Annotated in this window: 18 protein-coding genes; 6 read left to right on the top strand and 12 right to left on the bottom strand. The window is 64.8% G+C overall.

Features of this window, described 5'->3' with window-relative positions:
* Positions 1 to 4: 4 nt before the first annotated feature.
* The 8 genes from AC3RCP_RS20115 to AC3RCP_RS20080 form a co-directional block, all read right to left on the bottom strand.
* Complete coding sequence (locus tag AC3RCP_RS20115; RefSeq protein ID WP_101338417.1) at positions 5 to 1,417, bottom strand: amidase; 1,413 nt, start codon at positions 1,415 to 1,417, stop codon at positions 5 to 7.
* Complete coding sequence (locus tag AC3RCP_RS20110; protein ID WP_492570997.1) at positions 1,414 to 2,694, bottom strand: Zn-dependent hydrolase; 1,281 nt, start codon at positions 2,692 to 2,694, stop codon at positions 1,414 to 1,416. The genes AC3RCP_RS20115 and AC3RCP_RS20110 overlap by 4 nt, the downstream gene beginning before the upstream one ends.
* A gap of 13 nt (positions 2,695 to 2,707) precedes the next feature.
* Complete coding sequence (locus tag AC3RCP_RS20105) at positions 2,708 to 3,403, bottom strand: ABC transporter ATP-binding protein (RefSeq protein ID WP_007932342.1); 696 nt, start codon at positions 3,401 to 3,403, stop codon at positions 2,708 to 2,710.
* Entirely contained in the window at positions 3,403 to 4,155 is a 753-nt protein-coding gene (locus AC3RCP_RS20100) for an ABC transporter ATP-binding protein (protein ID WP_085534251.1), read from the bottom strand. Before AC3RCP_RS20100 ends, AC3RCP_RS20105 begins: the two co-directional genes overlap by 1 nt.
* Positions 4,152 to 5,162, bottom strand: coding sequence for a branched-chain amino acid ABC transporter permease (locus AC3RCP_RS20095; RefSeq protein WP_087091542.1), 1,011 nt, complete (start codon positions 5,160 to 5,162; stop codon positions 4,152 to 4,154). The genes AC3RCP_RS20100 and AC3RCP_RS20095 overlap by 4 nt, the downstream gene beginning before the upstream one ends.
* Positions 5,163 to 5,164: 2 nt before the next feature.
* Positions 5,165 to 6,025 carry a branched-chain amino acid ABC transporter permease gene (locus AC3RCP_RS20090; protein WP_009044477.1) on the bottom strand — a complete coding sequence of 287 codons (861 nt, stop codon included), beginning with the start codon at positions 6,023 to 6,025 and terminating at the stop codon, positions 5,165 to 5,167.
* Between the two features lie 81 nt (positions 6,026 to 6,106).
* Positions 6,107 to 7,309 carry an ABC transporter substrate-binding protein gene (locus AC3RCP_RS20085; protein WP_492570998.1) on the bottom strand — a complete coding sequence of 401 codons (1,203 nt, stop codon included), beginning with the start codon at positions 7,307 to 7,309 and terminating at the stop codon, positions 6,107 to 6,109.
* 112 nt (positions 7,310 to 7,421) lie between these two features.
* Positions 7,422 to 8,192 (bottom strand): FadR/GntR family transcriptional regulator, encoded by a 771-nt coding sequence (locus AC3RCP_RS20080; RefSeq protein ID WP_085534255.1) that lies wholly within the window; start codon positions 8,190 to 8,192, stop codon positions 7,422 to 7,424.
* Between the two features lie 216 nt (positions 8,193 to 8,408).
* On the opposite strand from AC3RCP_RS20080, the gene AC3RCP_RS20075 reads away from it, so the two are divergent.
* The gene (locus AC3RCP_RS20075) at positions 8,409 to 8,813 is read left to right on the top strand and encodes a DUF488 domain-containing protein (protein WP_101338414.1); all 405 of its coding nucleotides are present in this window, start codon (positions 8,409 to 8,411) and stop codon (positions 8,811 to 8,813) included.
* Between the two features lie 12 nt (positions 8,814 to 8,825).
* On the opposite strand, the gene AC3RCP_RS20070 is transcribed toward AC3RCP_RS20075, so the two are convergent.
* Both AC3RCP_RS20070 and AC3RCP_RS20065 read right to left on the bottom strand, forming a co-directional pair.
* Entirely contained in the window at positions 8,826 to 9,287 is a 462-nt protein-coding gene (locus tag AC3RCP_RS20070) for a hypothetical protein (RefSeq protein WP_101338413.1), read from the bottom strand.
* 106 nt (positions 9,288 to 9,393) lie between these two features.
* Entirely contained in the window at positions 9,394 to 9,672 is a 279-nt protein-coding gene (locus AC3RCP_RS20065; protein WP_492570999.1) for a hypothetical protein, read from the bottom strand.
* Positions 9,673 to 9,870: 198 nt separating this feature from the next.
* Here AC3RCP_RS20065 and AC3RCP_RS20060 point away from each other — a divergent pair, with 198 nt between their 5' ends.
* Positions 9,871 to 12,501, top strand: a complete 2,631-nt coding sequence (locus AC3RCP_RS20060) for an MGH1-like glycoside hydrolase domain-containing protein (RefSeq protein WP_492571000.1) — start codon at positions 9,871 to 9,873, stop codon at positions 12,499 to 12,501.
* Here the strand turns inward: AC3RCP_RS20060 and AC3RCP_RS20055 are convergent.
* Entirely contained in the window at positions 12,492 to 15,776 is a 3,285-nt protein-coding gene (locus AC3RCP_RS20055; RefSeq protein ID WP_101338411.1) for an AAA family ATPase, read from the bottom strand. The two genes, AC3RCP_RS20060 and AC3RCP_RS20055, sit on opposite strands and share 10 nt — an antisense overlap.
* Before the next feature lie 189 nt (positions 15,777 to 15,965).
* Positions 15,966 to 17,684 carry a hydrogenase maturation protein gene (locus AC3RCP_RS20050; protein WP_492571001.1) on the bottom strand — a complete coding sequence of 573 codons (1,719 nt, stop codon included), beginning with the start codon at positions 17,682 to 17,684 and terminating at the stop codon, positions 15,966 to 15,968.
* A gap of 300 nt (positions 17,685 to 17,984) precedes the next feature.
* On the opposite strand from AC3RCP_RS20050, the gene AC3RCP_RS20045 reads away from it, so the two are divergent.
* The 4 genes from AC3RCP_RS20045 to AC3RCP_RS20030 all read left to right on the top strand — a co-directional run bounded on the left by AC3RCP_RS20045 (position 17,985) and on the right by AC3RCP_RS20030 (position 25,571).
* Positions 17,985 to 18,497, top strand: coding sequence for a sigma-70 family RNA polymerase sigma factor (locus AC3RCP_RS20045; RefSeq protein WP_007921828.1), 513 nt, complete (start codon positions 17,985 to 17,987; stop codon positions 18,495 to 18,497).
* On the top strand, positions 18,494 to 19,447 hold the full coding sequence (locus AC3RCP_RS20040) for a FecR domain-containing protein (RefSeq protein WP_492571002.1): 954 nt from the start codon (positions 18,494 to 18,496) through the stop codon (positions 19,445 to 19,447). Before AC3RCP_RS20045 ends, AC3RCP_RS20040 begins: the two co-directional genes overlap by 4 nt.
* 105 nt (positions 19,448 to 19,552) lie before the next feature.
* Positions 19,553 to 22,492, top strand: a complete 2,940-nt coding sequence (locus AC3RCP_RS20035; protein ID WP_492571003.1) for a TonB-dependent receptor — start codon at positions 19,553 to 19,555, stop codon at positions 22,490 to 22,492.
* Between the two features lie 184 nt (positions 22,493 to 22,676).
* Positions 22,677 to 25,571 carry a TonB-dependent receptor gene (locus tag AC3RCP_RS20030; RefSeq protein WP_492571004.1) on the top strand — a complete coding sequence of 965 codons (2,895 nt, stop codon included), beginning with the start codon at positions 22,677 to 22,679 and terminating at the stop codon, positions 25,569 to 25,571.
* Positions 25,572 to 25,705: the final 134 nt, after the last annotated feature.

The raw sequence follows: 25,705 nt of genomic DNA, 5'->3' as shown, positions 1-25,705 counted from the left end.
GCTGTCAGTCCTTGATCCGCGGCGCCTGCGGATGCGGGCTCGGGAACGCCTGCTCATAAGCGCGGCACAGGCGCAGCACCTGATCATCGGCAAACCGCGCCCCCACCACCTGCAGGCCCACCGGCAAGCCGTCCTCGGCGAAGCCGCACGGCACCGACGCGGCCGGTTGCTGGGTGAGGTTGAAGGGGTAGCTGAAGGGCGTCCACTCCATCCATTCGCCCAGGCCGGAACCCGGTGGCACGTTGTGCCCGGCAGCGAAGGCGGTGAGCGGCAGCATGGGCGAGACCAGCAGGTCGTAGCGCCTGTGGAACCCGGCCATGTGCGCCACCAGCGCCGCGCGGGCTTCCAGGGCCAGGGTGTAGTCGTGAAGGCTGATGCCTTCACCCTGCCGGGCAATGCGCAGCAGGCCCGGGTCGAGCTGCTGGCGTTGCTCCTGGCTCAGTTGCCCGGCCAGCCGCGCGGCGCCGGCGAACCACAGGGTATTGAACAGCTCCAGCGGGTCGCTGAACCCCGGGTCGACCTGCTCGATGTGGGCGCCCAGTTGCGCCAGGCGTTCCACCGCCCGGGCCACCACCCGCGCCACCTGTGGCTGCACCTTCACGTAGCCGAAATCGGCGCTGTAGGCGATACGCAGGCCTTTGAGGTCAGTGCTCTGCGGCAGCCAGGGCGTGCTGCGTGGGGCCCCGGCAAGGCCGTCGCGGGCATCCGGGCGGGCGACGGTTTGCAGCATCAGCAGCGCATCGTCGACGGTGCGGGTCATCGGCCCCAGGTGCGAGAGGATAGTCATGGCGCTGGCCGGCCACTGCGGCACGTAGCCGAAGGTCGGCTTGATCCCGAAGGTGCCGGTGAAGGCGCAGGGAATGCGGATCGAACCACCGGCATCGCTGCCCTGGTGCAGCACGCCGAGGTTCAGCGCGGCCGCGGCGGCCGCGCCACCGGAGGAGCCACCGGCGGTGGTGCGGGTGTCCCAGGGGTTGCGGGTGATGCCGTACAGCGGGTTGTCGGTCACGCCTTTCCAGCCGAACTCCGGGGTGGTGGTCTTGCCCAGCAGCACCGCGCCGGCGTTGCGCATAAAGGCCGGGAAGGGCGCATCGACGTCCCAGGGGCCGCTGGCGGAGGTGGTTTTCGAGCCCTTGCGGGTGGGCATGCCACGGGTCAGGGTCAGGTCCTTGATCGAGGCCGGCACGCCGTCCAGCGCACCGCAGGGCTGGCCCTTGAACCAGCGCTGCTCGGAGGCTTTTGCCGCGTCCAGCGCGCCTTGCGGGTCGACATGGCAATAGGCGTTGACCTGCGGGTTGAAGCGCTCGATGCGCGCCAGGGCGTCCTCGGTCGCTTCCACCGGCGACAGGCGCTTGTCACGGTAATGGGCGAGCAGTTCGACGCCGCTCATCTCGGCGATTTCGCGGTGTCGGGTCATGCCGTCGCTCCTGCTTGCGCCGCGTTGACCATGGCCCGCAGCAACACGGCGCAACCGTCGGCCAGGTCCTGGGGCGCGGCGTTTTCGATTTCGTTGTGGCTGATGCCGCCTTCGCAGGGCACGAAGATCATTCCGGCGGGGCCCAGCTCGGCGATGAAGATCGCGTCGTGCCCGGCGCCGCTGACGATGTCCATATGGCTCAGGCCCAGCTGTTCGGCGCCCTGGCGTACCGCGGCGACGCAGGCGGGGGCGAAGTCCAGTGGCGGGAAATCGGCGGTGGGGGTCAGTTCGAAGCCCAGGCCGTGCTGCTGGCAGGTGTCCTCGATCACCTGGCGCACCTCGTCGACCATGGCTTGCAGTTTGTCGGCATGCAGGTGGCGCAGGTCGAGGGTCATCTGCACCTGGCCGGGAATCACGTTGCGCGAGCCCGGGTGCAGGCTCAGGCAGCCGACCGTGCCACAGGCGTGAGGCTGTTGCTCGTGGGCGATGCGGTTGACCGCGCCGATCACCTGGGCGGCGCCCACCAGGGCATCCTTGCGCAGGTGCATCGGCGTCGGCCCGGCATGGGCCTCGACCCCGGTCAGGGTCAGGTCGAACCACTTCTGGCCGAGGCAGCCCATGACCACGCCAATGGTGGTCTGGCGGTCTTCCAGCACCGGGCCCTGTTCGATGTGCGCCTCGAAATACGCGCCCACCGGATGGCCGAGCACCGCCCGCGAGCCGGCATAACCGATGCGTCGCAACTCGCTGCCCACCGACAGCCCCTGTTCGTCCTGCTTGCGCAGGGTGTCGTCGAGGTCGAACTTACCGGCGAACACCCCCGAGCCCATCATGCACGGCGGGAAGCGCGACCCTTCTTCGTTGGTCCAGACCACCACCTCGATCGGCGCCTCGGTCTGCAGGCCGAGGTCGTTGAGGGTGCGGATCACCTCCAGGCCGGCCATCACCCCGTAGCAACCGTCGAACTTGCCGCCAGTGGGCTGGGTGTCGATATGGCTGCCGGTCATCACTGGCGGCAGCTGCGGGTTACGCCCGGCGCGGCGGGCGAAGATATTGCCGATGCCGTCGATGCTGACGCTGCACCCGGCCTCTTCGCACCAGTGCACGAACAGGTCGCGGGCCTGGCGGTCGAGGTCGGTCAGGGCCAGGCGGCACACGCCGCCCTTGGCGGTGGCGCCCAGCTGCGCGAGGTCCATCAGCGATTGCCAGAGGCGTTCGCGGTTGACCAGCGGGGTGCTGTCTTGCAACGGGGGTACGGACACAATCGGACGGTTCATTTCATCTCTCCCCTCAGGCGCTCAGGGCCAGGTAGCGGTTCTTGATGCTCGGGTCGGCGCGGAAGTCGGCGGCGCTGCCCTGGTAGACCACGCGACCCTGTTCGAGGACGTAATGGCGGTCGGCGAGCTTGTCGCAGACCATCAGGTTCTGTTCCACCAGCAGCACCGGCAGGCCGTCGTCCTTGATCTTGCGCAGGATCTTCACCAGCTCGTCGACGATCACCGGGGCCAGGCCTTCGGTGGGTTCGTCGAGAATCAGCAGCTTGGGATCGTTGAGCAGGGCACGGGCGATGGCGAGCATCTGCTGCTCGCCGCCGGACAGCGCGTGGCCGGCGTTTTTGCGCCGCTCCTTGAGGCGCGGGAACATGCCGTAGACATCCTCCAGCTGCCAGCGGCTGCTCTTGCGCTGGGCGATGCGCAGGTTTTCCTCGACGCTGAGCAGGCGGAAGATGCCGCGGTGTTCCGGCACCAGCGCCAGGCCCTGGCGGGCGATCTCGAAGATCTTCTTGCCCACCAGCTCCTGGCCGTTGAAGCGGATCTGCCCCTGGCGCGGGCAGATGATCCCGAGGATGCTGCGCAGGGTCGTGGTCTTGCCCGCGCCGTTGCGCCCCAGCAGGGTCACCAGCTCGCCGGCGTCGACCTGCAGCGAGACGCCTTCGAGGACGTGGCTCTTGTCGTAGTAGGAATGGATATTCTCGACGGTCAGCATCAGGCGGCTTCTCCCAGGTAGGCGCTGCGCACGCGCTCGTCGGCGCGGACGAATTGCGGTGTGCCCTCGACCAGGATCTGGCCGTGGCTCATGACGGTGATGCGTTGGCTGATGGACATGACGATGCTCATGTTGTGTTCGATCAGCAGCACCGTGTGGTCGCGGCCCAGGTCGCTGATCAGCTGGGTCATGATCGGGATGTCGTCGATGCCCATGCCGGAGGTCGGCTCGTCGAGCATCAGCAGTTTCGGCCTGGAGCAGATCGACATGCCGACTTCCAGCACCCGCTGCTGGCCGTGGGACAGTTCGCCGGCGAGGGTGTCGGCGCGTGCCGTCAGTTGCAGGCGTTCGAGCACCTGGTCGGCCATCTCCAGATGTTCGCGGCGGCTGTCGACGTGGCGCCAGAAGTTCAGCGCCGCCAGGCCATCGCGGCCCTGGGCGGCCAGGCGCAGGTTTTCCCGCACGCTGAGGTTCTGGAACAGGCTGGTCAGTTGGAACGAACGGGCCATGCCCAGGCCGACCCGGCCGTGGGCCGGTTTCTTGATGATGTTCTTGCCGTTGAACAGGATCGCCCCGGCGGTGGCCTGGCGTTCGCCGGTCAGGCAGTGGAACAGGCTGGTCTTGCCGGCGCCGTTGGGGCCGATGATGGTGTGGATGGTGCCGGCCTCGACCTTCAGGTTGACGCCGTTGACCGCGTGGAAGGCGCCATAGGCCAGCTCCAGGTCCTGGGTTTGCAGCAGGTACTGCGTCATGACAGTTTCTCCTCGGTCGGCAGGGCCGCCTTGCGTGGCCCCCGGATGCGTTCGCACAGGCTCGACAAGCCGCCCCACAAACCGCCGCGCATGAACACCACCACCAGGATCAGGATGATCCCCAGCAGCATCAGCCAGCGTGGCCAGAGGTCGGACAGGAACTCGCCGAGCAGCACGATGGAACCGGCGCCCAGCAGGGAGCCGAACAGCGAGCCGGTGCCGCCGACTATGGTCATGATCAGGATGTTTTCCGACATCGCCAGGTCGATGTTCGACAGCGGCACGAAATGCAGGAGCATGGCGTACAGCGCCCCGGCGATCCCGGTGACCGCGCCGGACAGCATGAACACCAGGATCTTGAAGTGCCGGGTGTCGTAGCCGATGGCGGCGGCGCGGGTTTCGTTCTCGCGGATCGCCATCAGCGTGCTGCCGAACGGCGAGGCGATCACCCGGCGGGCGCCGATGAAGATCAGCAGGAACAGCACTGCGACAAAGGCGTAGAAGTAGCGCGCGTCGCCGAGCGACAGCAGCACGGTGTCGCCGAGGCGGATCTCCGGGCGCGGCACGCTGAGCAGGCCGTTGTCGCCGCCGGTCCAGTCGCTCAGGGTGTAGGCGATGAAGTAGGCCATCTGGCTGAAGGCCAGGGTCAGCATCACGAAGTAGATGCCGGTGCGCCGGATTGCCAGGGCGCCCACCAGCAACGCCAGCAGCGCGCCCACCAGGGCCGCGCCGAACAGGGCGCTGAACAGGCCCAGCTGCAGGTGGATCATCAGCAGCGCGGCGCAGTAGGCCCCGGCGCCGAAGAAGATGCCCTGGCCGAACGACAGCAGACCGGTGTAGCCCAGCAGCAGGTTACAGGCCAGCGCCGCGAGGGCGAAGATCAGGATCTCGGTGGCCAGGGTCGCCGACGGCAGTACCAGCGGCAGGCCGATCAGTACCGCGACCACCAGCCACGGCAGGGCGCGCGACTGGGTCTTGGCGAACGGCAGGGGGTTTTTCTCGCTCATGTTCATGCTCTCCCGAACAGGCCGTAGGGACGGACCAGAATCACCGCCGCCATGGCGCCGTAGATCATCAGGCTGGCGCCTTGCGGCCAGAGGGTGGTCATCAGGCTCTGCACCACGCCCACCAGCAGGCCGCCTACCAGCGCGCCGCTGAACGAACCCATGCCGCCGATCACCACCACCACGAAGGCCACCCCGAGGATTTCCGGGCCGACAAAGGGCTGGGCGCCACGCAATGGGGCGAACAGCACCCCGGCGATCCCGGCCAGGGCCACGCCGAGGGCGAAGGTCATGGAGAACAGGCGAAAGATGTTGGTGCCCAGCAGCGATACGGTCTCGGTGCTTTCGCTGCCGGCGCGCACCAGGGCGCCGAAGCGCGTGCGCTCCAGCAGCAGCCACAGCGCCAGCCCGACCAGCGCCGAGAAGACGATGAGGAACAGGCGGTAGTAGGGGTAGACGAAGTCGCCGACGATCAGCACGCCGCGCAGCAGTTCCGGCACCGCGACGCTTTTGCCGACGGGGCCCCAGATCAGCACGCTGGCTTCCTGGATGATCAGCGCGATGCCCAGGGTCACCAGGATCTGGAAGGTGTGGGGCAGGTGGTAGATGCGCTGGATCAATAATCGCTCGATGGCCCAGGCCAGGGCCGCGACCACCAGCGGCGCGACTAGCAGCGCCAGCCAGAAGCTGCCGGTGAGGCTGACGGCGGTGTAGCAGATGTAGGCCCCGAGCAGGAAGAACGCGCCGTGGGCGAAGTTGACGAAGTTCAGCAGGCCGAAAATGATCGTCAGGCCCACCGCGATCAGGAAGTAGATCATCCCCAGGCCGAGGCCGTTGAGGATCTGGAACAGGTAAAGATTGAGCATGCGGGTATCCTCGACAGGGGGCCGGCGACTGTCTTCGGGCGGCCCGCTGCCTCTAGCCAGCGATGAAAAGGTCGGTCGGGGTCAGGCCAGGTTGCAGCCGGTGGCGCCGACATCCGGGAACGAGCGCCCGGAGCTGAGCACTTCGGCCAGGTCGTCCTTGTCGCGCATGTTGGCCGTGGCCTTGCCCTGCAGCAGGTAGTAATCCTTGATCACCTGATGGTCGCCGGCGCGGATGCTTTCCTCGCCGGTCGGGCCCTGGTACGTCAGGCCTTGCATGGCCTTGGCCACGGTCGCGCCGTCGAAACTGCCGGTGGCGACTATGGTGTCGAGCATGATCCGGGTGCCGATGTAGTCGGCGGCCAGCGGGTAGGTGGGGTTGATGCCGTACTTGGCCTGGGTCAGCTTGACCAGCTCGCGGTTGAGCGGGGTGTCGACCTGGTGCCAGTACTGCGCGCCGAGGTAGACGCCTTCGAGCACGTCGCTGCCCAGTTCCTGGAACTGGTCGAGCCCGGCGGACCACACCAGCAGCACTTTCATGCGTTCCTTGATGCCGAAGTTGACCGCCTGGCGCAGGGCGTTGGAGGACTGGCTGCCGAAGTTGAGCAGCACCAGCACGTCGGGTTGGGCGGCGATGGCGTTGGTCAGGTAGCCGGAGAATTCCTGTTCCTGCAACGAGTGATAGCTGTTGCCGACGTGCTCGATGCCATGCTCGGTGCAGACCTGTCTGGCGCCTTCCAGCAGGGCTTCGCCGAATACGTATTGCGGGGTGATGGTGTACCAGCGCTTGGCCTCGGGCAGGCGCTTGATCAGCGGCACCATGGTTTCGCGAATGGCGCCGTAGGTCGGCACCGACCAGCGAAAGGTCGAGGCGTTGCAGTCCTTGCCGGTGACTTCGTCGGCGCCCACCGGGGTCATGAACACGCCGTTGACCTTGCCCACCTCCTTGGCTACCGCCAGCGCCGAAGACGACAGGGTGCAGCCCTGGAAGAATCGCGCGCCGTCCTGGGCAATCGCCTCCTGCACCTTGCGCACCGCCTTGCCGGCGTTGCCTTCGGTGTCGATCACCTTGTAGTTCAGCGGGCGGCCGAGCAGGGTCGGGTACTGTTCCACCGCCAGGCGCGAGCCCATGTCGGCGAACTTGCCGTAGCTGGCGAAGGCCCCGGACATCGACTTGAGCCCGTAGAAGGTAAAGGGTTCGGCGGCAAAGGCGTTGCGCACCCCCAGCGGAAGGCTGAGGCCTGCGGCAACGGTCAGACTGGCTTTCAACAACGTACGACGCTGCATGGGGTAACTCCCTGGTTTAGTTATTGGCAGGAGTGGCAATGGCAAAACGGCGCAGCAGCCTGTGTTCAGGCTTTGTTATTGGCGAAGCGGCGTGTGGCGGGTGCGGCGGTTATCAATGGTGGTGGTCGAACTCCAGCAGGAAGTGTTGGGTGACCTCGCCCTCGAGGGCACTCATATGGTGTTCGGCGTCGCACATGTGTTCGTGCATCAGCTGGCGTACCGCGGTTTCGTCCTCGGCTTTGAAGGCCAGCAACAGGCGCTTGTGGTAATCGAGGTTGGCGGCGTCGAACTGCTTGCGCTTGGGCTTGTAGGCCTTCTTCAGCACCACCAGGTCGCGCAGCAGGTCGTTGAGGAACTGCGCCATGAAACTCAGCAGCGGGTTGGGGCAGGCTCGGCCCAGCAGGTTGTGGAATTCCAGCTCGGCGATGCGCTGTTCGCGCTGGCCGGCCTCGCTGTCTTCCGGGGCGCTGCAGAAGTCGATATTGGCCTGCAGCGCTGCAAAATCGTCAGCACTCAGGCGGCCGATCACCGACACCGCCAGCTCCACTTCGATGACCTTGCGCAGCTGGTACACCTGCTCGCCGTCCATCTGCTGGAAGTGCAGGTAATTGCGCAGGGCGCGACTCGCCGGCTCGGTGCCGGCCTGGTTCAGGTAGGCGCCGCCGCTGGGGCCGGTGCGGGTGTTGACCAGCCCTTCGACCTCCAGCGCCTTGAGCGCTTCGCGGGCCGAACCCTTGGAACACTGGAAGCTTTCCATCAGCTCGCGCTCGGTCGGCAAGCGATCGCCGGGACGCAGGGCGTTGATCACAATGGAACGCTTGACCGACTCGACAATCACGTCGGAAAGCTTCTGGCGTTTGCGGCGAACAGGTCGTTTGAGCATGTTTTCGATTTATCGTATTAATGCGGATAAATAGTACTTAATAGGGCTGGGCCCGCTGCGTCAATCGTCCTGGGGGCGAGCTGTCGTTTTCGATGTGGGAGGGTCGTAATCAGAATCAGGACGAGTGGCGACGAGGCGCTTGCCGAAGGTCCTCCATCCTGTGTCCAGCCACTAAGCTGATGGCAGGCCATGCGCTGCCATAGACGGGAGGAAATCATGATTCTGTGCAAACGCGCCTACGAGCCGGCGAGCCCCGACGACGGTTATCGGGTGCTGGTGGACCGCCTGTGGCCGCGCAACTGTCGCAAGGACCGGTTGCCGCTGGACGAGTGGTTGAAAGACCTGGCGCCGTCCAGCGGATTGCGCCGTGCCTTCAAGTCCGGCGAGCTGGATTTCGCCACCTTCCGCAGCCGTTACCGCCAGGAACTGGCGGCCCGCCCCGAGCATTGGTGGGCGTTGCTGGAACGCGCGCAGAAAGGCCGCTTGACCCTGGTGTACTCGGCCCACGATGAAGCGCACAACAATGCCCGGGTGCTGGCCGAGTGGCTGGAGGACGAGCTGGACCGCCAGGGCGAGGGCAGTTCGCCGGTGTGCTATGCGCACCTGTCGCCGCCTGAATGAAGACGCTGCGCTTCAGGGCTGCTTCAACATCACATAGGCCTCGCCGCCGCGCCGGTCGTGCATCAGCAGGAAGGTCTGCTGGTCGAGGGTGATTTTCGCCGGCAGGTGCTGCGCCACCGGGGTGCTGGAGAACTGCTCGGCCAGCTTGAGAAATTGCGCGGTCAGGGTCTTGTCCCGCTGTGACGGCGTGGTCACCGCGCATTGCTTGCCTTTCTGTACCTGGACCCCAAGGCTGTGGTCCGGCCTGAGCCCCATCCGCGCATACCCGGCATTGTCCAGCCTGGCGATGCCATAGGCCTTGGCCGCGCTGTCGGCCCCGGCGAAGGAGGGCGCGGACTTCAGGCAGATATCGCGAAAGGCCAGCACGCCTTCGGCGATGGTCGCCGCTTCCTTGTCGATGACTTCGGGCGGGCTGGCGCAGCCGGCCAACAGGGCCAGGGCCAGGCTCAAAGGGCTCAGGATCGTGCGGTTCATCGGACCTCCCAGGCATTCACGGGGCATGCTTATAGCCTAGCCAAGCTTCTGCCTGCGGGAGGACCTGGGTGATGGGCGCCTTATAGGCGTCGCGGAAAGAAGCGGCTCAGTTGACCCCGACCGACCATCGGTTCACTGTTTCCGGCTCATGGCGCTGGCTCGGGTCGGTTTCGTAATTGCACTGGGGGCCGCTGCAGGCGTGCTCCAGGGTGATCGGTGCCTTGAACTCCAGGTGGAATTTCGTCGGCTCCTGCTCTGCTGCAGAGCCAGCCGTTGCCTCTGCCAGGGCGGGCATCGGGTAGCTCAGGTCCAGGCCTTCGGCCTGTGCCGGCAGGGCCAATACACAGAGCACAAGGCTCGCCAGGAGGGTGTTGTCGCTGAACATCGTGGGTACCGCGTTTGCACAAAAGGGTTGCCGAGTATAACGAGCGTCTTGCCGGAAATTTAAGCCGAAGGCTCTATCACGGGCTTTGTGCGACAAAGAGTCGCTGTTGGCGCCTCGCACCATGAAACATTTGTCATGGGCCGCCGGCGCCACCAGCCCCTACACTGGCTTTCACCTCCATGGCTCACGGACACCCCCATGACGGCAGCAGCGGCGGCAAGCATCCTCGAAACGGTCGAAGGCCAGCGCCTCAATGGCGAGGCCTGCGAACCCTGGCGCGAGTGGGGGCCGTACCTGAGCGAGCGGCAGTGGGGCACGGTGCGCGAGGACTACAGCGCCGATGGCGATGCCTGGGCCTACTTGCCCCACGACCATGCGCGCAGCCGTGCCTACCGCTGGGGCGAGGACGGGTTGGCGGGGTTCTCCGACAAGGCCCAGCACTGGTGCCTGGGGCTGGCCCTGTGGAACGAGCGCGACAGCATTCTCAAGGAGCGCCTGTTCGGCCTGAACAACGCCGAAGGCAATCACGGCGAAGACGTCAAGGAGCTGTATTTCTACCTCGATGGCGTGCCCAGCCATGCCTATATGCGCATGCTCTACAAATACCCGCAGGCGGCCTTTCCCTATGAGGACCTGCTGCGGGAAAACGCCCGGCGCGGCCTGGACGATACCGAGTACGAGATCCTCGACACCGGGGTATTCGAGGACGATCGCTACTTTGACGTGACCGTGGAATACGCCAAGCACGCGGTCGACGACATCTTCATGCGGGTCACGGTGCACAACCGTTTTCATCAGCCGGCGCGTTTGCGGGTCTTGCCCCAGGTATGGGCGCGTAATACCTGGAGCTGGGGCGGCGACTCGCGCAAGCCGAGCTTGCGCCTGGAGAGCGAGCAATTGCTGGCCCGGCATCCACGGTGCTCGCCGATGCAGGTCAGCGCCTGGGGGCCGGAGCGTTGCGAGTGGTTGTTCTGCAACAACGAAACCAACTTCCCGAGACTCGATGGCCTGGCCGCGCCCGGTCCGTTCAAGGATGGGATCAACGACTACCTGCTGGGAGGTTCCGCCAGCGCCATTGCCCGCGACGGCGGAACCCGCGCCGCCGCCCACTTCACCCTGGAGCTGGCCGGGCTGGAGAGCAAAAGCGTATACCTGCGTTTTGCTCCGGCTGGCTCGCCCCAGGTCAGCGCCCGGCGCCTGTTCGAACAACGGCGGGCCGAGGCCGACGCGTTCTACGCCGCGCTGCAACAGGGCATCGCCGATGCCGACGCACGCAATGTGCAGCGCCAGGCCCTGGCCGGGCTGCTGTGGTCCAAGCAACTCTACGATTTCGACGTCAACCGCTGGCTCGATGGCGACCCTGGCCAGCCCGCGCCGCCGGCGTCACACGCCCATCTGCGCAACAGCCATTGGCGGCACCTGGCGAACTTCGACATCGTGGCCATGCCCGACACCTGGGAATACCCCTGGTACGCCTCGTGGGACCTGGGTTTCCAGGCGGTGGCCCTGGCCTTGATCGACCCGGGCTTCGCCAAGCACCAGCTGTTGCTGCTGGTCAAAGACCGCTTCATGCATCCCAACGGGCAGTTGCCGGCCTACGAGTGGCGCTTCGACGACGCCAACCCGCCGGTGCATGCCTGGGCCAGCTGGCGGGTGTACCAGCGGGAAAAAGCCCTGACCGGCCAGGGCGACATGGACTTTCTCGAACGGATCTTCCACAAGCTGCTGCTGAACTTCTCCTGGTGGGTCAACCGCAAGGACGCCGAAGGGCGCAACCTGTTCCAGGGTGGTTTCCTCGGCCTCGACAACATCGGGCTGTTCGACCGCTCGGCGCCCTTGCCGCCGGGCTACACCCTGGACCAGGCCGACGGCACCGCCTGGGTCGCGGCCTATGCCCTGGACCTGATGCGCATTGCCCTGGAACTGGCCAGGCGCAACCCGGTGTACGTGGACATCGCGGTGAAGTTCTTCGAGCACTTTCTGTACATCGCCGGCGCTATCAACCGGCTGGACAACGGCGACACAGGGCTGTGGGATGAGCAGGACCGGTTCTTCTACGACGTGCTGCATCGCCCCGACGGTGGCAACGAACCGCTGCGCCTGCGCTCCATCGTCGGCCTGATGCCGCTGTTCGCCGTGCAGGTGCTGGAGCAGCATGAACACGAATGCCTGCCGGGGCTGCGTGAGCGTTTGCTGGAGTTCATGCACCATCGGCCGGACCTGGCCAGCCTGGTGTCGCGCTGGAACGAGCCGGGGCAGGGCAATCGCCTGTTGCTCGCACTGCTGCGCGGCGAGCGCACCAAGGACTTGCTCAAGCGCATGCTCGACGAGGCGGAGTTTCTTTCCGAGTTCGGTATCCGCTCGCTGTCCAGGGTCTTCGCCGAACACCCCTTCGCCCTGCAGGTCGACGGTCATCAGTTGCGCGCCCGTTACGCGCCGGCCGATTCCGACTCACGGCTGTATGGCGGCAACTCCAACTGGCGCGGGCCGCTGTGGATGCCGATCAACTACATGCTGATCGAGTCGCTGCGCGAGTTTCATCGCTACTACGCCGACAACTTCTCGGTGGAATACCCCAGCGGGTCCGGCTACCTGGCGTCCCTGGAGGAAGTCGCCGACAGCCTGAGCCAGCGCCTGACCCGCCTGTTCCTGCGCGACGAGGACGGGCGCCGCCCATCGATGTGCGCCTACGCGCAGTTGCAGGCCGATCCCCGGGACCGGGATCTGCTGCTGTTCCATGAATACTTCCACGGCGACACCGGCCGCGGCCTGGGGGCCAGCCACCAGACCGGCTGGACGGCGCTGGTGGCGTTGTTGTTTCAGCGCTGATTTCTACGCAGCAGTACGATGCGCCGAATGTTTTGAGTTACGTGATCATTGCAGTCGCGCATGCAAGCTAGGTCCAATAGGCGTAGGGCTTCTTCAGGATCATTGAGCTTTTCCAGTTGGTAGATTGCTTCATCAGCGTAGAGCACGGGGTCGCGAGTGCCTGCTTCGATTCTGGTCATGCGTGATTTGGAGGCTTCTGGGCCACGATCCAGTTTCTCGAGTACCGTGCCTCGGATGGATACGCTGTAATCGTTGGAACACTGGCGTTTGCTGGCAAGGTCCAAAAGGCGTAATGCTTCATTGGCATCATTGCGTTGCACCAACTGGTATCTGGCTTCGTCGTTGTAGAACGCGGGATTCTTACTGCCGTTGTTGATGGCCTGACGACGTTGAGCAGAGGCTTCTGGGCCACGATCCAGATTCTCGAGGACTTTGTTCCGGATGGCTAAGCTGTGATCGTTGGAGCACTGGCGTTTGATGGCAAGATCCAAAAGGCGCAAAGCCTCGTTGGCATCATTGCATTGCTCCAACTGGTATTTGGCCTCTTCGGTGTAGAACGCAGGGTTCCTACTACCGTCCTCTATGGCTTGGCGGCGCTGAAGTGTGGCCTCATTTGGATCTCCTACGAGCTTTTGGCAACGGTTCTGGATGGACTGGACATGGTTGTTGATGGCTTCAGGGTAGGCCTTCTGGTGCTTCTCAAGTCGTGCTAGAAACTCTTCAGCCCCACTCGTGCCTCGCCCCAAGAGGAGTTTGCCGAGATTAGCCAGGTAGGGCGGAAATTGCGGACTGAGCTCCAATGCCTTTTCAAAGGCTTGCAAGGCTTCATTGCAGCTGTTTCCCCGGGTCTTCTGCAGGCATTCGCCCAGAAAACGTTGGGCCTTGTGCTCGCGAGGGTGAATATTGGTCAGCAACTGCAGGACTTCCTGCTGTCGTTCAGTCGACTCACCTGCATCGCGGCGACGGTGGTAGATGGCCCACAGGGCCTCGTTGCTCCAGCCGGTTTCCTTCCCGGTGAGATGATCGACCCACTCCTCGATGGTTCCCAGTTCGTTGCCACACAACAGGTGGTAGAAGCTTTCATTGGCCCGCTGGAAGTTGATCTGCTCTTTCTGACGCCCGATCTGGCGCTGCCAGCAATGGGCGATCAACAGGTGCATGTCCGCTACTTCTGCCGGGATATTTTCTGCGTAGTCGGGAGTGAGTTCGATGTCTTTAAGCGCCAGTTTTTTCTGCCGCGTCCAACTGGCGATGAAACCATGCAGGTAGTGATCTTTGTTGTTGTCGAGAGGCAGCAGGCCGCGCCTTCTCAGGTTCTGCCAGGCGTCCTGGATACCCAGGCGGTCCTCCAGATAGTCGGCATGGTCCTGTGGAATCGCATTACGGTAAAGCGCCAGGACCTTGAGCAATCTTTGCTCTGCATCGCCGAGTATTTCATCGTGAATGATGCCGAGCAGTTTCTCGTCCAGGCGCTCGATGACTTCATGACGAAGGTTTTGATAGACCGCCAGGGGAGAGCTTTGCTTTTCTGCCGCGATAGTGGCGAGCAACTCGATTGCCAAGGTATGGGCAGTGCCGCCTTGTCCTCCACCCAGCCACTGGTAGAGTGCTCTCAAGTTATTGCCGGTATACGTCCACTCAGCTCTCTGCTCTTGAGGTGCCTTGGCTGCCAGAAGGGAAGCCAAGCCTGCCCGGTCGAGCCCGGGTATCTCCTGTAGCGCACAGTCGCGACCAAAACTGCCTTCTTCCGGTTTTTCGCTCAACTCATAGACCCACTTCCAGTCGGGGAATGCCTGCGACAGGGCTGTCAGGAGTGTGCGAATCTCGGGGTTGCGCCAGCCCGACGATTCGAGCAGCAGGTGGGCACCGTCGATCCAGATGAACGCATTCTGGGCATGGGGATAAAGCCGTTTAAGTTCTTGCGCCTGTTCCTCGATGCTCCCGCTGGGTGGAAGCGGATCTTCCCGTCGGTTATTCAGCGCATCCAGCAGGCGACGAAAAAGCTCACCCACCGTCATCTGGCGGCTTGAGTGAATGTCCACAAAGACCGTTCCTTGAAAGGCTGCTTGTCGGTGCAGCGCCTTGATCAGGGTTGTCTTGCCATTACCACTCAAGCCGTACAACGCAATGGATGGCTTTTCCTTGAGCGTGGCGGTGAGGGTGGAGATCAGCTTGTCGCGACCAAACAATTCCGGCGGTTTTGGGATGTCATCGGACGGTAGATTGTCCGGCACTGATAATGGCGGTGCTTCTACGCTGCCCGGGACCGCGACAGATGAAACCGGGGCCGTGCGCACCGAATGTTCGAAAGGCCAGAGCCCGTCCGGTGCCATATCGGCAACCGTCTGTACTTTCCAGCCATTCTTGTATTCGAACAGATGGGCGACCCCGCTACCCTGCTGCAGGTCGAGGCTGACCAGGTTGAAGCCGAACTGGTCATCGGTCTCGGCACCTATGGCGCCTGCTTCCAGTTTGATCAGGCGTTGCCCGGGATCGAGCCAGGGGTTGTGACTATGCCCATGCAGCCAGAACTGGAAGTCATGGGCCTTGCGTTTTTTGATGATCTCGATTTCGGCCTGATTGAACCAATCCCGGGGATGGTGAATCAGGCCAATCTTCAGGTCAGCCCCTTCCAGGGCGCTGCTCATGTGGTTGAACTGCCAATCCGCCCCAAGCCACATTTGCCCCTTATCGTCGTTGTCGTAGCAACTCCATGCGGAGTTGAAGCCGGCGATGCCAACCTTGATACCGCTCAGATCGATCTGTCGGGCATAGAGGTGTCGCACGGGGTCATGCAGATGCGGCAGGTACTGCGCGGTAAAGACGCCATAGTCCTCCATCCGCTTCATGTCCGCCGTGAACTCTGCCGACAGGCTGTCAAAGCGGGAGCTGATTTCCTGTGTGTGCCGCATGGAGGCTTTGGCCATGGTCCGCAGGTGGTGCTGCTGGCCCGCGAGGACTTTCTTGCGGTTCACATCATGATTGCCCGGTACGACGAACAGTCGCTCCCGCTCCAGGCCACAACAGGCAAGCAACTGGTCGAAGAAGTCCTTGGCCGGCTGGTACTGCTCAGGCATTGGACAGTCTGGCGTCTGCCCAAAAGCGATATCGCCCGTGCAGAAGATCAACTGTGGTTTGGGCAGTTTGCCGTCCCGGAACTTTTGAGTCAGGAACTCCAGTAACTTGCGGCGTGCATGGCTGTCTGACCAGGCGGTTTTTTTATGAAAGTGGATATCTGACAGATGTAGCCAATGCAGCTGGTTGTGGGTGGGCATAGTTTTGGGCAAATAGTGATGAGCGGCGGGAGGGGGTCGATGGACGCTAGCATAACCATGCTGGCAGATAGGATCCAATGTGCGTGAGGCTTATGTCGCCGTCGCGACCGAAAGTCTCGTTTTGCGCACCACGGAGCCTTGAGACACCGCGGTGCAGGCTGGCAATCAAGCCCGAAGGAAGCGGGCCGGTCAGGCACTCAAGGTATCCGGCTGCGGCACGGCCCAGTCCTCGATCAACCGCTGCGGCGTGCAGCAGGTCTTGCGCTTGTAGACGAAGCCGGCGCATTTCTCGGCGAAGCCGTGGCGGTTCTGCACCATGTCCAGGTGCATCTGTTCCAGCTCGGCGTTGCGGCAGTGCTGCATCAGTTGTGGGTCGGCGTTGGCCTTGCGCTCGCGCAGGGCCTGGTATTTCGGTTCGGTCAGCACGGCGTTGGCCCGCTGCAGCAGCCACAGGCCGAACTCGTCGGGGCAGCGCGGGCCGACTTCCTGGACCATGCCCATCTGCAGGGCCTGGAAAGCGTTGATCGGCAGGCATTGGTCGGTGAGCTTGTGCGCCATGGCCTGGCCGACCGCGCGGGGCAGGCTGTAGGTCCAGTATTCCGAACCGTACAGGCCCATGCTCTTGTAGTGCGGGTTGTAGACGGTATTGGCCCGGGCCAGCACCACGTCGGCCGCCAGCGCCAGCATCAGGCCGCCGGCCCCGGCATTGCCGGTGAGGCCGCTGACCACCAGCTGGCGGGCGCTGAGCAGCTCCTTGCAGACGTCGTCGATGGCCTGGATGTTGTTCCAGGCTTCCAGGCCCGGCACCGGCGCGGCCTGGATTACGTTGAGGTGCACGCCGTTGCAGAACGCGCCACGTCCGCCCTTGATCAGCAGCACCTGGGTGTCCCGGGCCTTGGCCCATTGCAGCGCGCTGACCAGGCGCTGGCAGTGTTCGGTGCTCATGGCGCCGTTGTAGAACTCGAAGGTCAGCTCGCCGACGTGGCCCGACTCGCGGTAGCGGATCGGCTGGTAGGCCTCGTCGCTGAACGGCTCGCTGGCGACCGACCAGTGCAGGTGAGGCACGCCGTCCAGTTGGCCGGCCAGCACATGGCGGGCCGGCAGCTTGAAGTGTTCCGTGCCCGGCCGGGCCTTGCGCTTGAGGGAGCCGATCCACAGGCTGCGGTCGCCGCAGGCCACCAGCACCGCATCGTCGTGCACCGCCAGCAGTTCGCCGGGGATGCCGCTGCGGCTATCCAGGTGCGCGTCATACAGGTAGTACTGCCCGCCGGCGAGGCTGGCCAGGACCCCGGGCTGGCCGTCGGCGGCGTCGATGCAGCGCTTGATGAAGGCGGCGCTGTCGTGCCAGCTGAAGCTGCGGTCGTCCTGTTTCATGTTCGGTTGCAGGCGGCCGCGCACCTGCGGCTGGCTGTAGTCCAGGGGCACAGGGACGAAGTCGCTGCCGAATTTTTCCACCACATCGCGGATGCAGTAGATCGCCGCGTCGGCCACCGGCCCGTTGTACAGCTCGGACTTGCGCACCTGCGCCGGCACCTTGAATTCCCTGGTGGACCAGACCGGCCCGGCGTCCATTTCTTCCACCGCCTGCAGGGCGGTGACGCCCCAGCGCTCGAGGTTGTTGCTGATGGCCCAGTCCAGGGCGCTGGCGCCGCGGTCGCCGACGATGCCCGGGTGGATGATGATCACCGGGCGGGTCGGGTGGCGCCACAGTTGCTCGGGCACCCGGTCCTTGAGGAAGGGGCAGATCACCAGGTCGGCGTCCGCCTGTTCGATCTGCCGGCAAACGTCTTCTTCGTTGGTGAACAGCACCACGCTGGGACGATGGCCGGACTGGCGCAGGTCCAGCCAGGCACGCTGGGTGAGACCGTTGAAGGCGGTGGACAGCAGAATGATCTTCAGCGATTGCATAGCGACTCTTCCTTGAGGATGAAGCGGGGCCGGCCGTTCCGAAAGCCGTCCCTGGCCGATGGAGGCGCCAGAGTAGAGAGGACCTTTGGGCGTCCTGCTGACCGAGATCAATCAAGTGCGTCGGGCGGCGCCGCGAGGCGCCGGATTACATATATTCGTTAGTTAGCCTGGGTAAATTTTTAATTACTTCCAAATGGATTCAGCCCTGTTGCACAGTCGCTCCCCTAATCCTGGGTCGGCAATGTCCCGAACCAGCCAGACGATTTCGAGAGGGGGAGCTGTCTTGTGAGGGAGCCAGGCATGGGTGCGAATCGGAACCCTCATTACTCACTGATCGGGCAGATGTTCAAACGCGACTATCAGTGGCTGTGTGCCTCGGTGGGTCGCGTCCTGGGCTGCCATCACAGTGCCCAGGACATTGCCTCGGAAACCTTCGTGCGGGTGCTGGCCCTGCCGGACCCGGCGGCCATTCGCGAGCCCCGGGCGCTGCTGACCACCATCGCCCGGCGCCTGGTCTACGAAGGCTGGCGGCGCCAGGACCTGGAGCGCGCCTACCTGGAAAGCCTGGCCCTGGCGCCGACGCCGGTGCACCCGTCACCCGAGGAGCGGGCGCTGGTGATCGAAGCGCTGCTGGCCGTGGACCGCTTGCTCAACGGTTTGTCCGCCAAGGCCAAGGCGGCCTTTCTCTACCATCAGCTCGACGGCCTGACCTACGCCGAAATCGGCCAGCAGTTGGGGGTGTCCACCAGTCGCGTGCAGCAGTACATGGCCGAGGCGTTCAAGCGCTGTTATCAGGCGATGGTCGACGCATGAGCCGGCCGCGCGCGAACGAGGCGCTGGTGGATGAAGCCGCGCAATGGATGGCCCTCCTGCAATCGGGGCAGATGAACGCCCAGGAACGCCAGGCATTCCACGACTGGCGCGCCGCCGACCCGCAGCACGAGCAGATCATCGTGCTGATGGGGGGCGGCCTGGGGGTGCTGCGCAGCCAGGCGTTGCGCAACCTGTCCCGGGACAGCCTGCTGCACAGCCTGAATGCGCCGTCGAGCCGCCGGCGTTTTATCGGCGGCAGCCTGAGTGTGATGGCCCTGGCCTTGGCCGCGACCTTGCTCGGCCGGCGCTACAACCTGCTGCCCGAGACGGGCGCCCTGTACACCGGCACCGGCGAGCGCCGCGACTTCACCCTGGCCGACGGCAGCGCCCTGACCCTCAACGCCCGCAGCCAGGTCGTGAGCTGTTTCGATGCCCAACAGCGGTTGTTGCAACTGCGCAATGGTCAACTGCTGGTGGATGTGGCCAGGGACCCGCAGCGGCCCTTCGTGGTGGAAACCGAACACGGGCGCATGCGGGCTTTGGGCACGAAGTTCCTGGTGGAGCGCGGCGAGGACTGGACGCGCCTGGTGATGTTGCATTCGCAGGTCGAGGTGCTCACCGCCAGTGGCGCGCGGCAGGTGGTCGAGGCCGGCGAAAGCCTGCGTTTCGACGCTCGGCGCCTGTTGCTGCTGGAGCGTGCCAAGGGCCATGAAAGCGCCTGGACCTCGGGGGTATTCGAGGCCCGCGACCGCCCCCTGAGCGAGGTGATCGACAGCTTGCGCGGCTACCGGCGCGGCATCATCCGCCTCAGCCCCCAGGTGGCCGACCTGCGCCTGAGCGGCATCTATCCCCTGGACGACAGCGACCGCAGCCTGCAGTTGCTCGAGCGTTCGCTGCCGATCCGCGTCAGCTACCACAGCCCATATTGGGTCAGCATCGAGCCGCGCTGAAGGGCGCGGTTATAACCCCATAACCCCTTGGCCTAACCGCCACCCTATAAAAACCCGTCAGTCGCTGCTCATTCCCTGCAACCGCATTCAACAGGGAATCGCTCCATGCACTCATCGAACCTTTTCAACCCGCCGCGCCTGTCACTGGCGTTGGCCCTGGCGTTCGGCGCTTGTGGCAGCGCCGCCTGGGCCCAGCAGGCAGAATCCCGGCAGCTAGAGGCCAGGCAGATCACCTTCGACATTGCCGCCGGCCCGCTGGACGAGGTGCTGCTGGATATCTCGCGGCAGAGCGGGGTGCCGATTTCCTTCCGCCAGGACCTGGTGCAGGGCAAGCGCAGCCCGGCCATTCGTGGTGCCCTGGGCGGCCAGCAGGCGGTGGACAGGGCCCTGCAAGGCAGCGGGCTGGAGGCCCAGCACAGCGAACAGGGGCTGACCATTCGCAATGCCCCGGCCAGCGCCAAGGCCAGGCCTGAAGTCAGCGCCGTGGCGCCGGTTCGCGCGGCGGACACGCAGTTGGAAAAGGTCACGGTGACCGGCTCGCGCATCGCCCGCGCCCAATCCGACGGCGCCACTCCGGTGAACGTGATTACCCATGAAGAGATGGAGGCCCGCGGTTACCGCAACGTCTACGACGCCCTGGCGACCCAGACGCAGAACACCGGCATGACCCAGGGCGAGGACTACGGCAACACTTTCCAGCCCGCCGCCAGCGCCCTCAACCTGCGGGGGCTGGGCCCCAACCACACGCTGGTGCTGATCAACGGCCGGCGAGTGGCGGACTATCCGACGGCCTATGGCGGCCAGGTCAACTTCACCAACCTGGCCAACATCCCCTCGGCGATTATCGACCGCATCGAGGTTCTCAGCAGCGGCGCCTCGGCCATCTATGGCTCCGATGCGATCGCCGGGGTGGTCAACATCATCCTCAAGGAGAAGGCCAGCGGCATCGACGTCAACCTGCGTGGCGGCACCACCGAGCGCGGCGGCGGCGATAACCAGCGCCTGCAGATCAGCGGCGGTGGCAGCTGGGGGGATTTCGATGGCCTGTTCGGCCTGGAACTGACCCATCGCCAGCCGATCTGGGCCGACGACCGCGGCTTCATGGATCGCGGGCCGGCCCTGGACGTCGGTTATCGGCGCAACCTCGACAGCGGCAAATACATCGGCCCTGGCTGCGGCGCCTACTCCGGGGTGTTTGCCAACCACCTCAGTGGCAGCGGCGGGCGCTGCACCACCGACCAGGTCTACAACGATTACTGGACCTTGCAGACGCAGAAGGAAAACTACGACGGCTACACCCGCGGCACCTGGCATTTCAGCGACAGCGGCAAGGTCTTCGCCGACCTGATGTATGGCCTGGACCATATCCAGAACAACACCCGCGGGCCGAGCTTCACCTCGCCCGACTTCATCAACCGGAACACGGGTAACCTGGAGCGCTGGTTCCGGCGTTTCTCCGAGGAGGAAATCGGCGGCCGCACCAGCAACAACAGCAAGTGGCGCGACACCTCCTGGACCGGCACCCTGGGCCTGTCCGACCGGATCGCCGACACGGCCTGGAGCTACGAGCTGGCGGCCAACCGCTCGGAGTACCGCAGCGTGCGCACCACCCGCTATACGCCGTCGGCCACTATTCGCGATTTCTACCTGGGGCCGCAGCTGGGCGAGCAGGGCGGGTATCCGCTGTTCGCCCCGGATGCCTCACGGCTTGACCGCCCGCTGACCGAAGAGGAGTGGCGGCAGTTTCGCCGCAACCTGACCCAGACCAGCAAGTCGGTGTCGCAGAGCTACAACGCCTCGCTCAACGGCGAGCTGTTCGACTTGCCGGCCGGGCCGGTGGGCTTCGCCGGCATCCTGGAGCTGGGCAAACAGGAATACCGCATCGACCCGGACGATGGGCTTAACGACGGCAGCTTCTACGGCACCACCCCGGCGCAGAGTTCCGGTGGCTCGCGCAAGCGTTATGCCGCCGGCGGCGAGTTCAGTGTGCCGATCAGCGACAGCCTGTTGGCGTCGCTGGCGGGGCGCTGGGACCAGTACAAATTCAGCGGCCGCACCGAGCAGCAGAAGACCTACAACCTGGGCCTGGAATGGCGCCCGCTGAACAGCCTGCTGCTGCGCGGCAGCTACGGCACCAGCTTCCGCGCCCCGGACCTGAACTACATCTACCAGGCCGACACCAACGGCTATGTGCCGGACCAGATCGACTACTACGGGTGCAGCCAGGGTGTGGAGGGCGCCTGCGATCGCGGGCGGGTGGACTACACCCAGAGCGGCACCGCCGACCTCAAGTCCGAGCGGGGCAAATCCTGGACCTACGGGTTCGTCTGGTCGCCGTCGCGCAACTTCGATGTGTCGGTGGATTACTGGCGCGTGCAGATCGAAGACCTGCTGACCACCGTCGACCAGAACCGCCTGTTGCAAGAGGAAAACGCCTGCCGCAGTGGCGCCATGGACATCAATTCGGCCAGCTGCCAGGCGACCCTGGCGCGCATCCAGCGCAACCCGGGCACTGCCGCGGTGGACCCGAACCGTTTGCAGAGGGTGCAGATCAATGCGATCAACGCCGCCAGCGAACGGGTCAGCGGGCTCGACCTGAAAAGCAATATCCGCTGGGGCGCCGGGGAGTACGGGGCCTTCAGTTCGACCCTGGGCTACACCCTGGTGCTCTCGCATTTCTACAAGGAATCGGACGACGCGCCGACCCAGGACTGGCGCGTGGACCGCAGCAATCATGACTGGCGCAGCAAGGTCAACGCCAGCCTGACCTGGGATTACCAGCACTACACCGCGACCCTGCTGGGCATCCGCTATGGCAGCGTGACCAACGGCAACTCGGACGGGCGCCTGTCGCCCTGGACCGTGTTCAACGCCAGCGCCCGCTACAAGGTCAACGACCGCGCCAGCGTCGGCCTGACCGTCAACAACCTGCTGAACCAGGTCAAGCGCGACGACTCCGGCGGCTGGCCGTATTACCCCACCGGCAACTACGACCCCTACGGCCGCCAGTGGTGGCTGGATGTGAGTTATCACTTTGGCGGCTGAACCCTCCCTGTGGCTGATGGTGTCTGGCCTGATGCAGCGCGGCGCCTGCATCGCGAGCAAGCTGCGCTCCTACGGGGCAGATGAACAGGCATAAGCTCATCACCCAACGGTCTAGACCGGCCTCTATAAAAACCTCCGGGCCGTTGCACATCCCTGCATACACCTAATGCAGGGATGGTTGTCCATGAGTCTGTTCGTACCCCGTAGATCCCCTTTGAGCCTGGCCTTGCTGGCGGCGCTGAATGTATTGCCGGCCTGGGCCGCGACCACCCCGTTCAACCTGCCCGCGGGGCCGCTGGACCAGACCCTGCTGCAGATTTCCCGACAGACCGGTCTGCCGATTTCCTTCGAGCAGAAGCTGGTGAGCGGCCGTTATGCGCCGGCGATCCAGGGCCAGCTCGACCAGCACCAGGCGCTGACCCTGGCCTTGCAGGACAGCGGCCTGAAGGAGCAGCAGGACACCCAGGGCGTGACCCTCGTGGCGGACACCAGCACCGCCAGCAGCGCCCCGGCATTTGCTGAGCCCACCACCCAGTTGCAGCGGGTGGAAGTGACCGGCACCGCGATCCGCCGGGTCGATGCCGAAACCGCGGTGCCGGTCACTGTGCTGCGGGTCGAGAAGCTGCGCGAGCAGGGCGTGACCACCACCGAAGAGCTGATCAACCGGATTTCCGCCAACCAGTCCTCGGTCGGCTCCGGGCGCTCGGTGGGCTCCAGCAGCGGCGGGGCGGCCTATGCCGACCTGCGCGGCATAGGCCCGAACAAGACCCTGGTTTTGCTCAACGGCCGGCGCCTGAGCAACAACGCGACCAATGCCATCAACGGCTCCGGGGTCGACCTCAACACCATTCCGTTTGCCGCCATCGACCGGGTCGAGGTGCTGCGCGACGGCGCGTCCGCGCTGTACGGCACCGACGCCATCGGCGGGGTGATCAACTTCATCACCAAGAAGAGCCTGACCCGCGGCCAGGTCAGTACCGGCTACGACACCCCGAGCCATTCCGGCGGTGGCCAGAGCAGGAACTTCAGCGGCAGCTGGGGCATCGGCGATCTGGAGGAAGACCGCTTCAACGTGTTCGGCGTGGTCAGCTACGACAAACAAGAGCGCCTGGCCGCCAAGGATCGCGGCTACACCTACAACTACCAGCCGGGCCGGGGCCTGGACTACACCTCCGGCACCGCCTCGCCGGCCAACTGGAGCCAGGGCGCCAATGCCACCAACCCGCTGGCCGGCTCCGGCTGCAACGCGCCGGGCTTGCTGTCGCGCAACGGCATTTGCCGCCAGAGCCTGTGGAGCTACCTGGACCTGGTGCCGGAAACCGAAAAGACCTCGGCCTTCGCCAAGGCCACCGGCAAGCTCAGCGACGATCACAACGTCAGCCTCGAATACTTCTGGGCGCGCAACGAGAACCGCACCCAGATCGGCCCCGGCACCCTGATGGGCAATCAGGTCAACCCGGGCACCGCGTTCTATCCGGGCAATGGCATCACCCCGGGGCCGAGCGGCTTTGCCCTCGACCCGACGCAACCGGTGGCGGCCAACTGGCGGGAAACCGATGTCGGCGCCCGCCGCCATGAAGACGACAACACCGGCCAGCGCCTGCTGCTGAGTTTCGATGGCAGCGCGGCGGGCTGGGACTACAACATCGGCGCCTCGTACAACCAGAACAAGGTGGTCAGTACCATCCGCAGCGGCTACGTGAACGATGTGGCAGTGTCCGAGGGCATCGCCAATGGCGTGATCAACCCCTTCGGCCCGCAGACCGCGGCAGGCAGCGCGCTGCTGGCGGCCAATACGGTGGACGGCGATTACGCCACGGCGGTCGGGCGGGTCAAGGCCATCGACGGGCGGGTCAGCCGCGAGATCGGCGACTGGTTCGGCTCCGGCCCCGCGGCCCTGGCCCTGGGCGGCGAGTACCGCAAGGAAGACTTCCACCAGGATTTCGCCCAGTTCGCCGGCAATGTGCAGAGCCTGGGCATCGACCCCAACGGCAGTGTGTCGGGCGACCGCAGCGTGCAGGCGCAGTACGCCGAACTCAACGTGCCGGTGCTCGACAGCCTGGAGCTGACGGCGGCGATCCGGCATGACAAATACAGCGACTTCGGCAGTACCACCAACCCCAAGTATTCGTTCCGCTTCCAGCCCTTCAAGGAGCTGGTGCTGCGCGGCGCCTACAGTGAAGGCTTCCGCGCGCCGTCGCTGTACGAGCTGTACAACCCGACCTTTACCACCTTCACCAACGCCAACTACAACGACCCGCGGCTATGCCCCGGCGGCACCCCGGCCAATGGCGGGATCGGCAACCGCGACTGCGCCCAGCAGTTCAACCGCAGCACCGGCGGCAACACCGAGCTGAAGCCGGAAACCGCGCGCAACGTGACATTCGGCTTCGTCTACCAGCCGTTCGAGCGGCTCAATGCCGGGCTGGATTTCTGGTGGATCAAGGTCGCCAACCAGATCGCCGAGTTTCCCGAGTCGGCGCCGTTCGACAACCCCGACCTGTACGCCGACCGGCTGGTGCGCAAGGCCGACGGCTCCATCGATCATGTGGTCACGGGCATGGCCAACCTGGGCAAGCTCAAGACCAGCGGGGTCGATGTCAGCCTCGACTATCGCCTGCCAGCCACTGCCTGGGGCGAGTTCGGCCTGGGGCTGCAAGGCACCTACGTCACCCGCTACGACTACCAGCAACAGCTCAAGGGCGAATACATCGACAAGCTCGGGGATTTTCGCGGCGGCGACTTCGCCTCGGCCGGCGCGGTGGCGCGCTGGCGCCACAGCCTGACCGCGACCTGGAACCAGGGGCCGCTGGGCGCGACCCTGACCAACCGCTACACCAGCGGTTACCACGACTCCGATCGCGACAGCCATAACCGCGTCGGCTCCTACAACGTCTGGGACCTGGCCGGCACCTACACCTGGCGCCAGGCCCTGGGCGTGACCCTCGGGGTGAAGAACCTGTTCGACCGCGAGCCGCCGTTCAGCAACCAGACCTACACCTTCCAGAGCGGCTACGACCCACGCTACTCGGACCCGTTCGGACGGACCCTGTATACGCGGCTCAGTTACAACTTCTGAGTCGACCGGCAATAAAAGGTCCGGACGCTTTTTAGTAACCAAAGGTTCTAAAACCCGCTCTATAAAAATGCCCGGTCAGTTGCACATGACAGGCAGGAGCGGGGTGTTTCGGGTGGAGAGATAAGGCTGGGAGT

The sequence above is a fragment of the Pseudomonas sp. GW822-FHT05A08 genome (assembly GCF_058800485.1).
Note: the sequence above shows the minus strand (reverse complement) of the source record. Positions and strands in the feature narration are given on the sequence as shown.

Bases quoted from the DNA above. Each gene is read 5' to 3' on its own strand.
- AC3RCP_RS20115 (WP_101338417.1), bottom strand. From the start codon at position 1,417: ATGACCCGACACCGCGAAATCGCCGAGATGAGCGGCGTCGAACTGCTC.
- AC3RCP_RS20110 (WP_492570997.1), bottom strand. From the start codon at position 2,694: ATGAACCGTCCGATTGTGTCCGTACCCCCGTTGCAAGACAGCACCCCG.
- AC3RCP_RS20105 (WP_007932342.1), bottom strand. From the start codon at position 3,403: ATGCTGACCGTCGAGAATATCCATTCCTACTACGACAAGAGCCACGTC.
- AC3RCP_RS20100 (WP_085534251.1), bottom strand. From the start codon at position 4,155: ATGACGCAGTACCTGCTGCAAACCCAGGACCTGGAGCTGGCCTATGGC.
- AC3RCP_RS20095 (WP_087091542.1), bottom strand. From the start codon at position 5,162: ATGAGCGAGAAAAACCCCCTGCCGTTCGCCAAGACCCAGTCGCGCGCC.
- AC3RCP_RS20090 (WP_009044477.1), bottom strand. From the start codon at position 6,025: ATGCTCAATCTTTACCTGTTCCAGATCCTCAACGGCCTCGGCCTGGGG.
- AC3RCP_RS20085 (WP_492570998.1), bottom strand. From the start codon at position 7,309: ATGCAGCGTCGTACGTTGTTGAAAGCCAGTCTGACCGTTGCCGCAGGC.
- AC3RCP_RS20080 (WP_085534255.1), bottom strand. From the start codon at position 8,192: ATGCTCAAACGACCTGTTCGCCGCAAACGCCAGAAGCTTTCCGACGTG.
- AC3RCP_RS20075 (WP_101338414.1), top strand. From the start codon at position 8,409: ATGATTCTGTGCAAACGCGCCTACGAGCCGGCGAGCCCCGACGACGGT.
- AC3RCP_RS20070 (WP_101338413.1), bottom strand. From the start codon at position 9,287: ATGAACCGCACGATCCTGAGCCCTTTGAGCCTGGCCCTGGCCCTGTTG.
- AC3RCP_RS20065 (WP_492570999.1), bottom strand. From the start codon at position 9,672: ATGTTCAGCGACAACACCCTCCTGGCGAGCCTTGTGCTCTGTGTATTG.
- AC3RCP_RS20060 (WP_492571000.1), top strand. From the start codon at position 9,871: ATGACGGCAGCAGCGGCGGCAAGCATCCTCGAAACGGTCGAAGGCCAG.
- AC3RCP_RS20055 (WP_101338411.1), bottom strand. From the start codon at position 15,776: ATGCCCACCCACAACCAGCTGCATTGGCTACATCTGTCAGATATCCAC.
- AC3RCP_RS20050 (WP_492571001.1), bottom strand. From the start codon at position 17,684: ATGCAATCGCTGAAGATCATTCTGCTGTCCACCGCCTTCAACGGTCTC.
- AC3RCP_RS20045 (WP_007921828.1), top strand. From the start codon at position 17,985: ATGGGTGCGAATCGGAACCCTCATTACTCACTGATCGGGCAGATGTTC.
- AC3RCP_RS20040 (WP_492571002.1), top strand. From the start codon at position 18,494: ATGAGCCGGCCGCGCGCGAACGAGGCGCTGGTGGATGAAGCCGCGCAA.
- AC3RCP_RS20035 (WP_492571003.1), top strand. From the start codon at position 19,553: ATGCACTCATCGAACCTTTTCAACCCGCCGCGCCTGTCACTGGCGTTG.
- AC3RCP_RS20030 (WP_492571004.1), top strand. From the start codon at position 22,677: ATGAGTCTGTTCGTACCCCGTAGATCCCCTTTGAGCCTGGCCTTGCTG.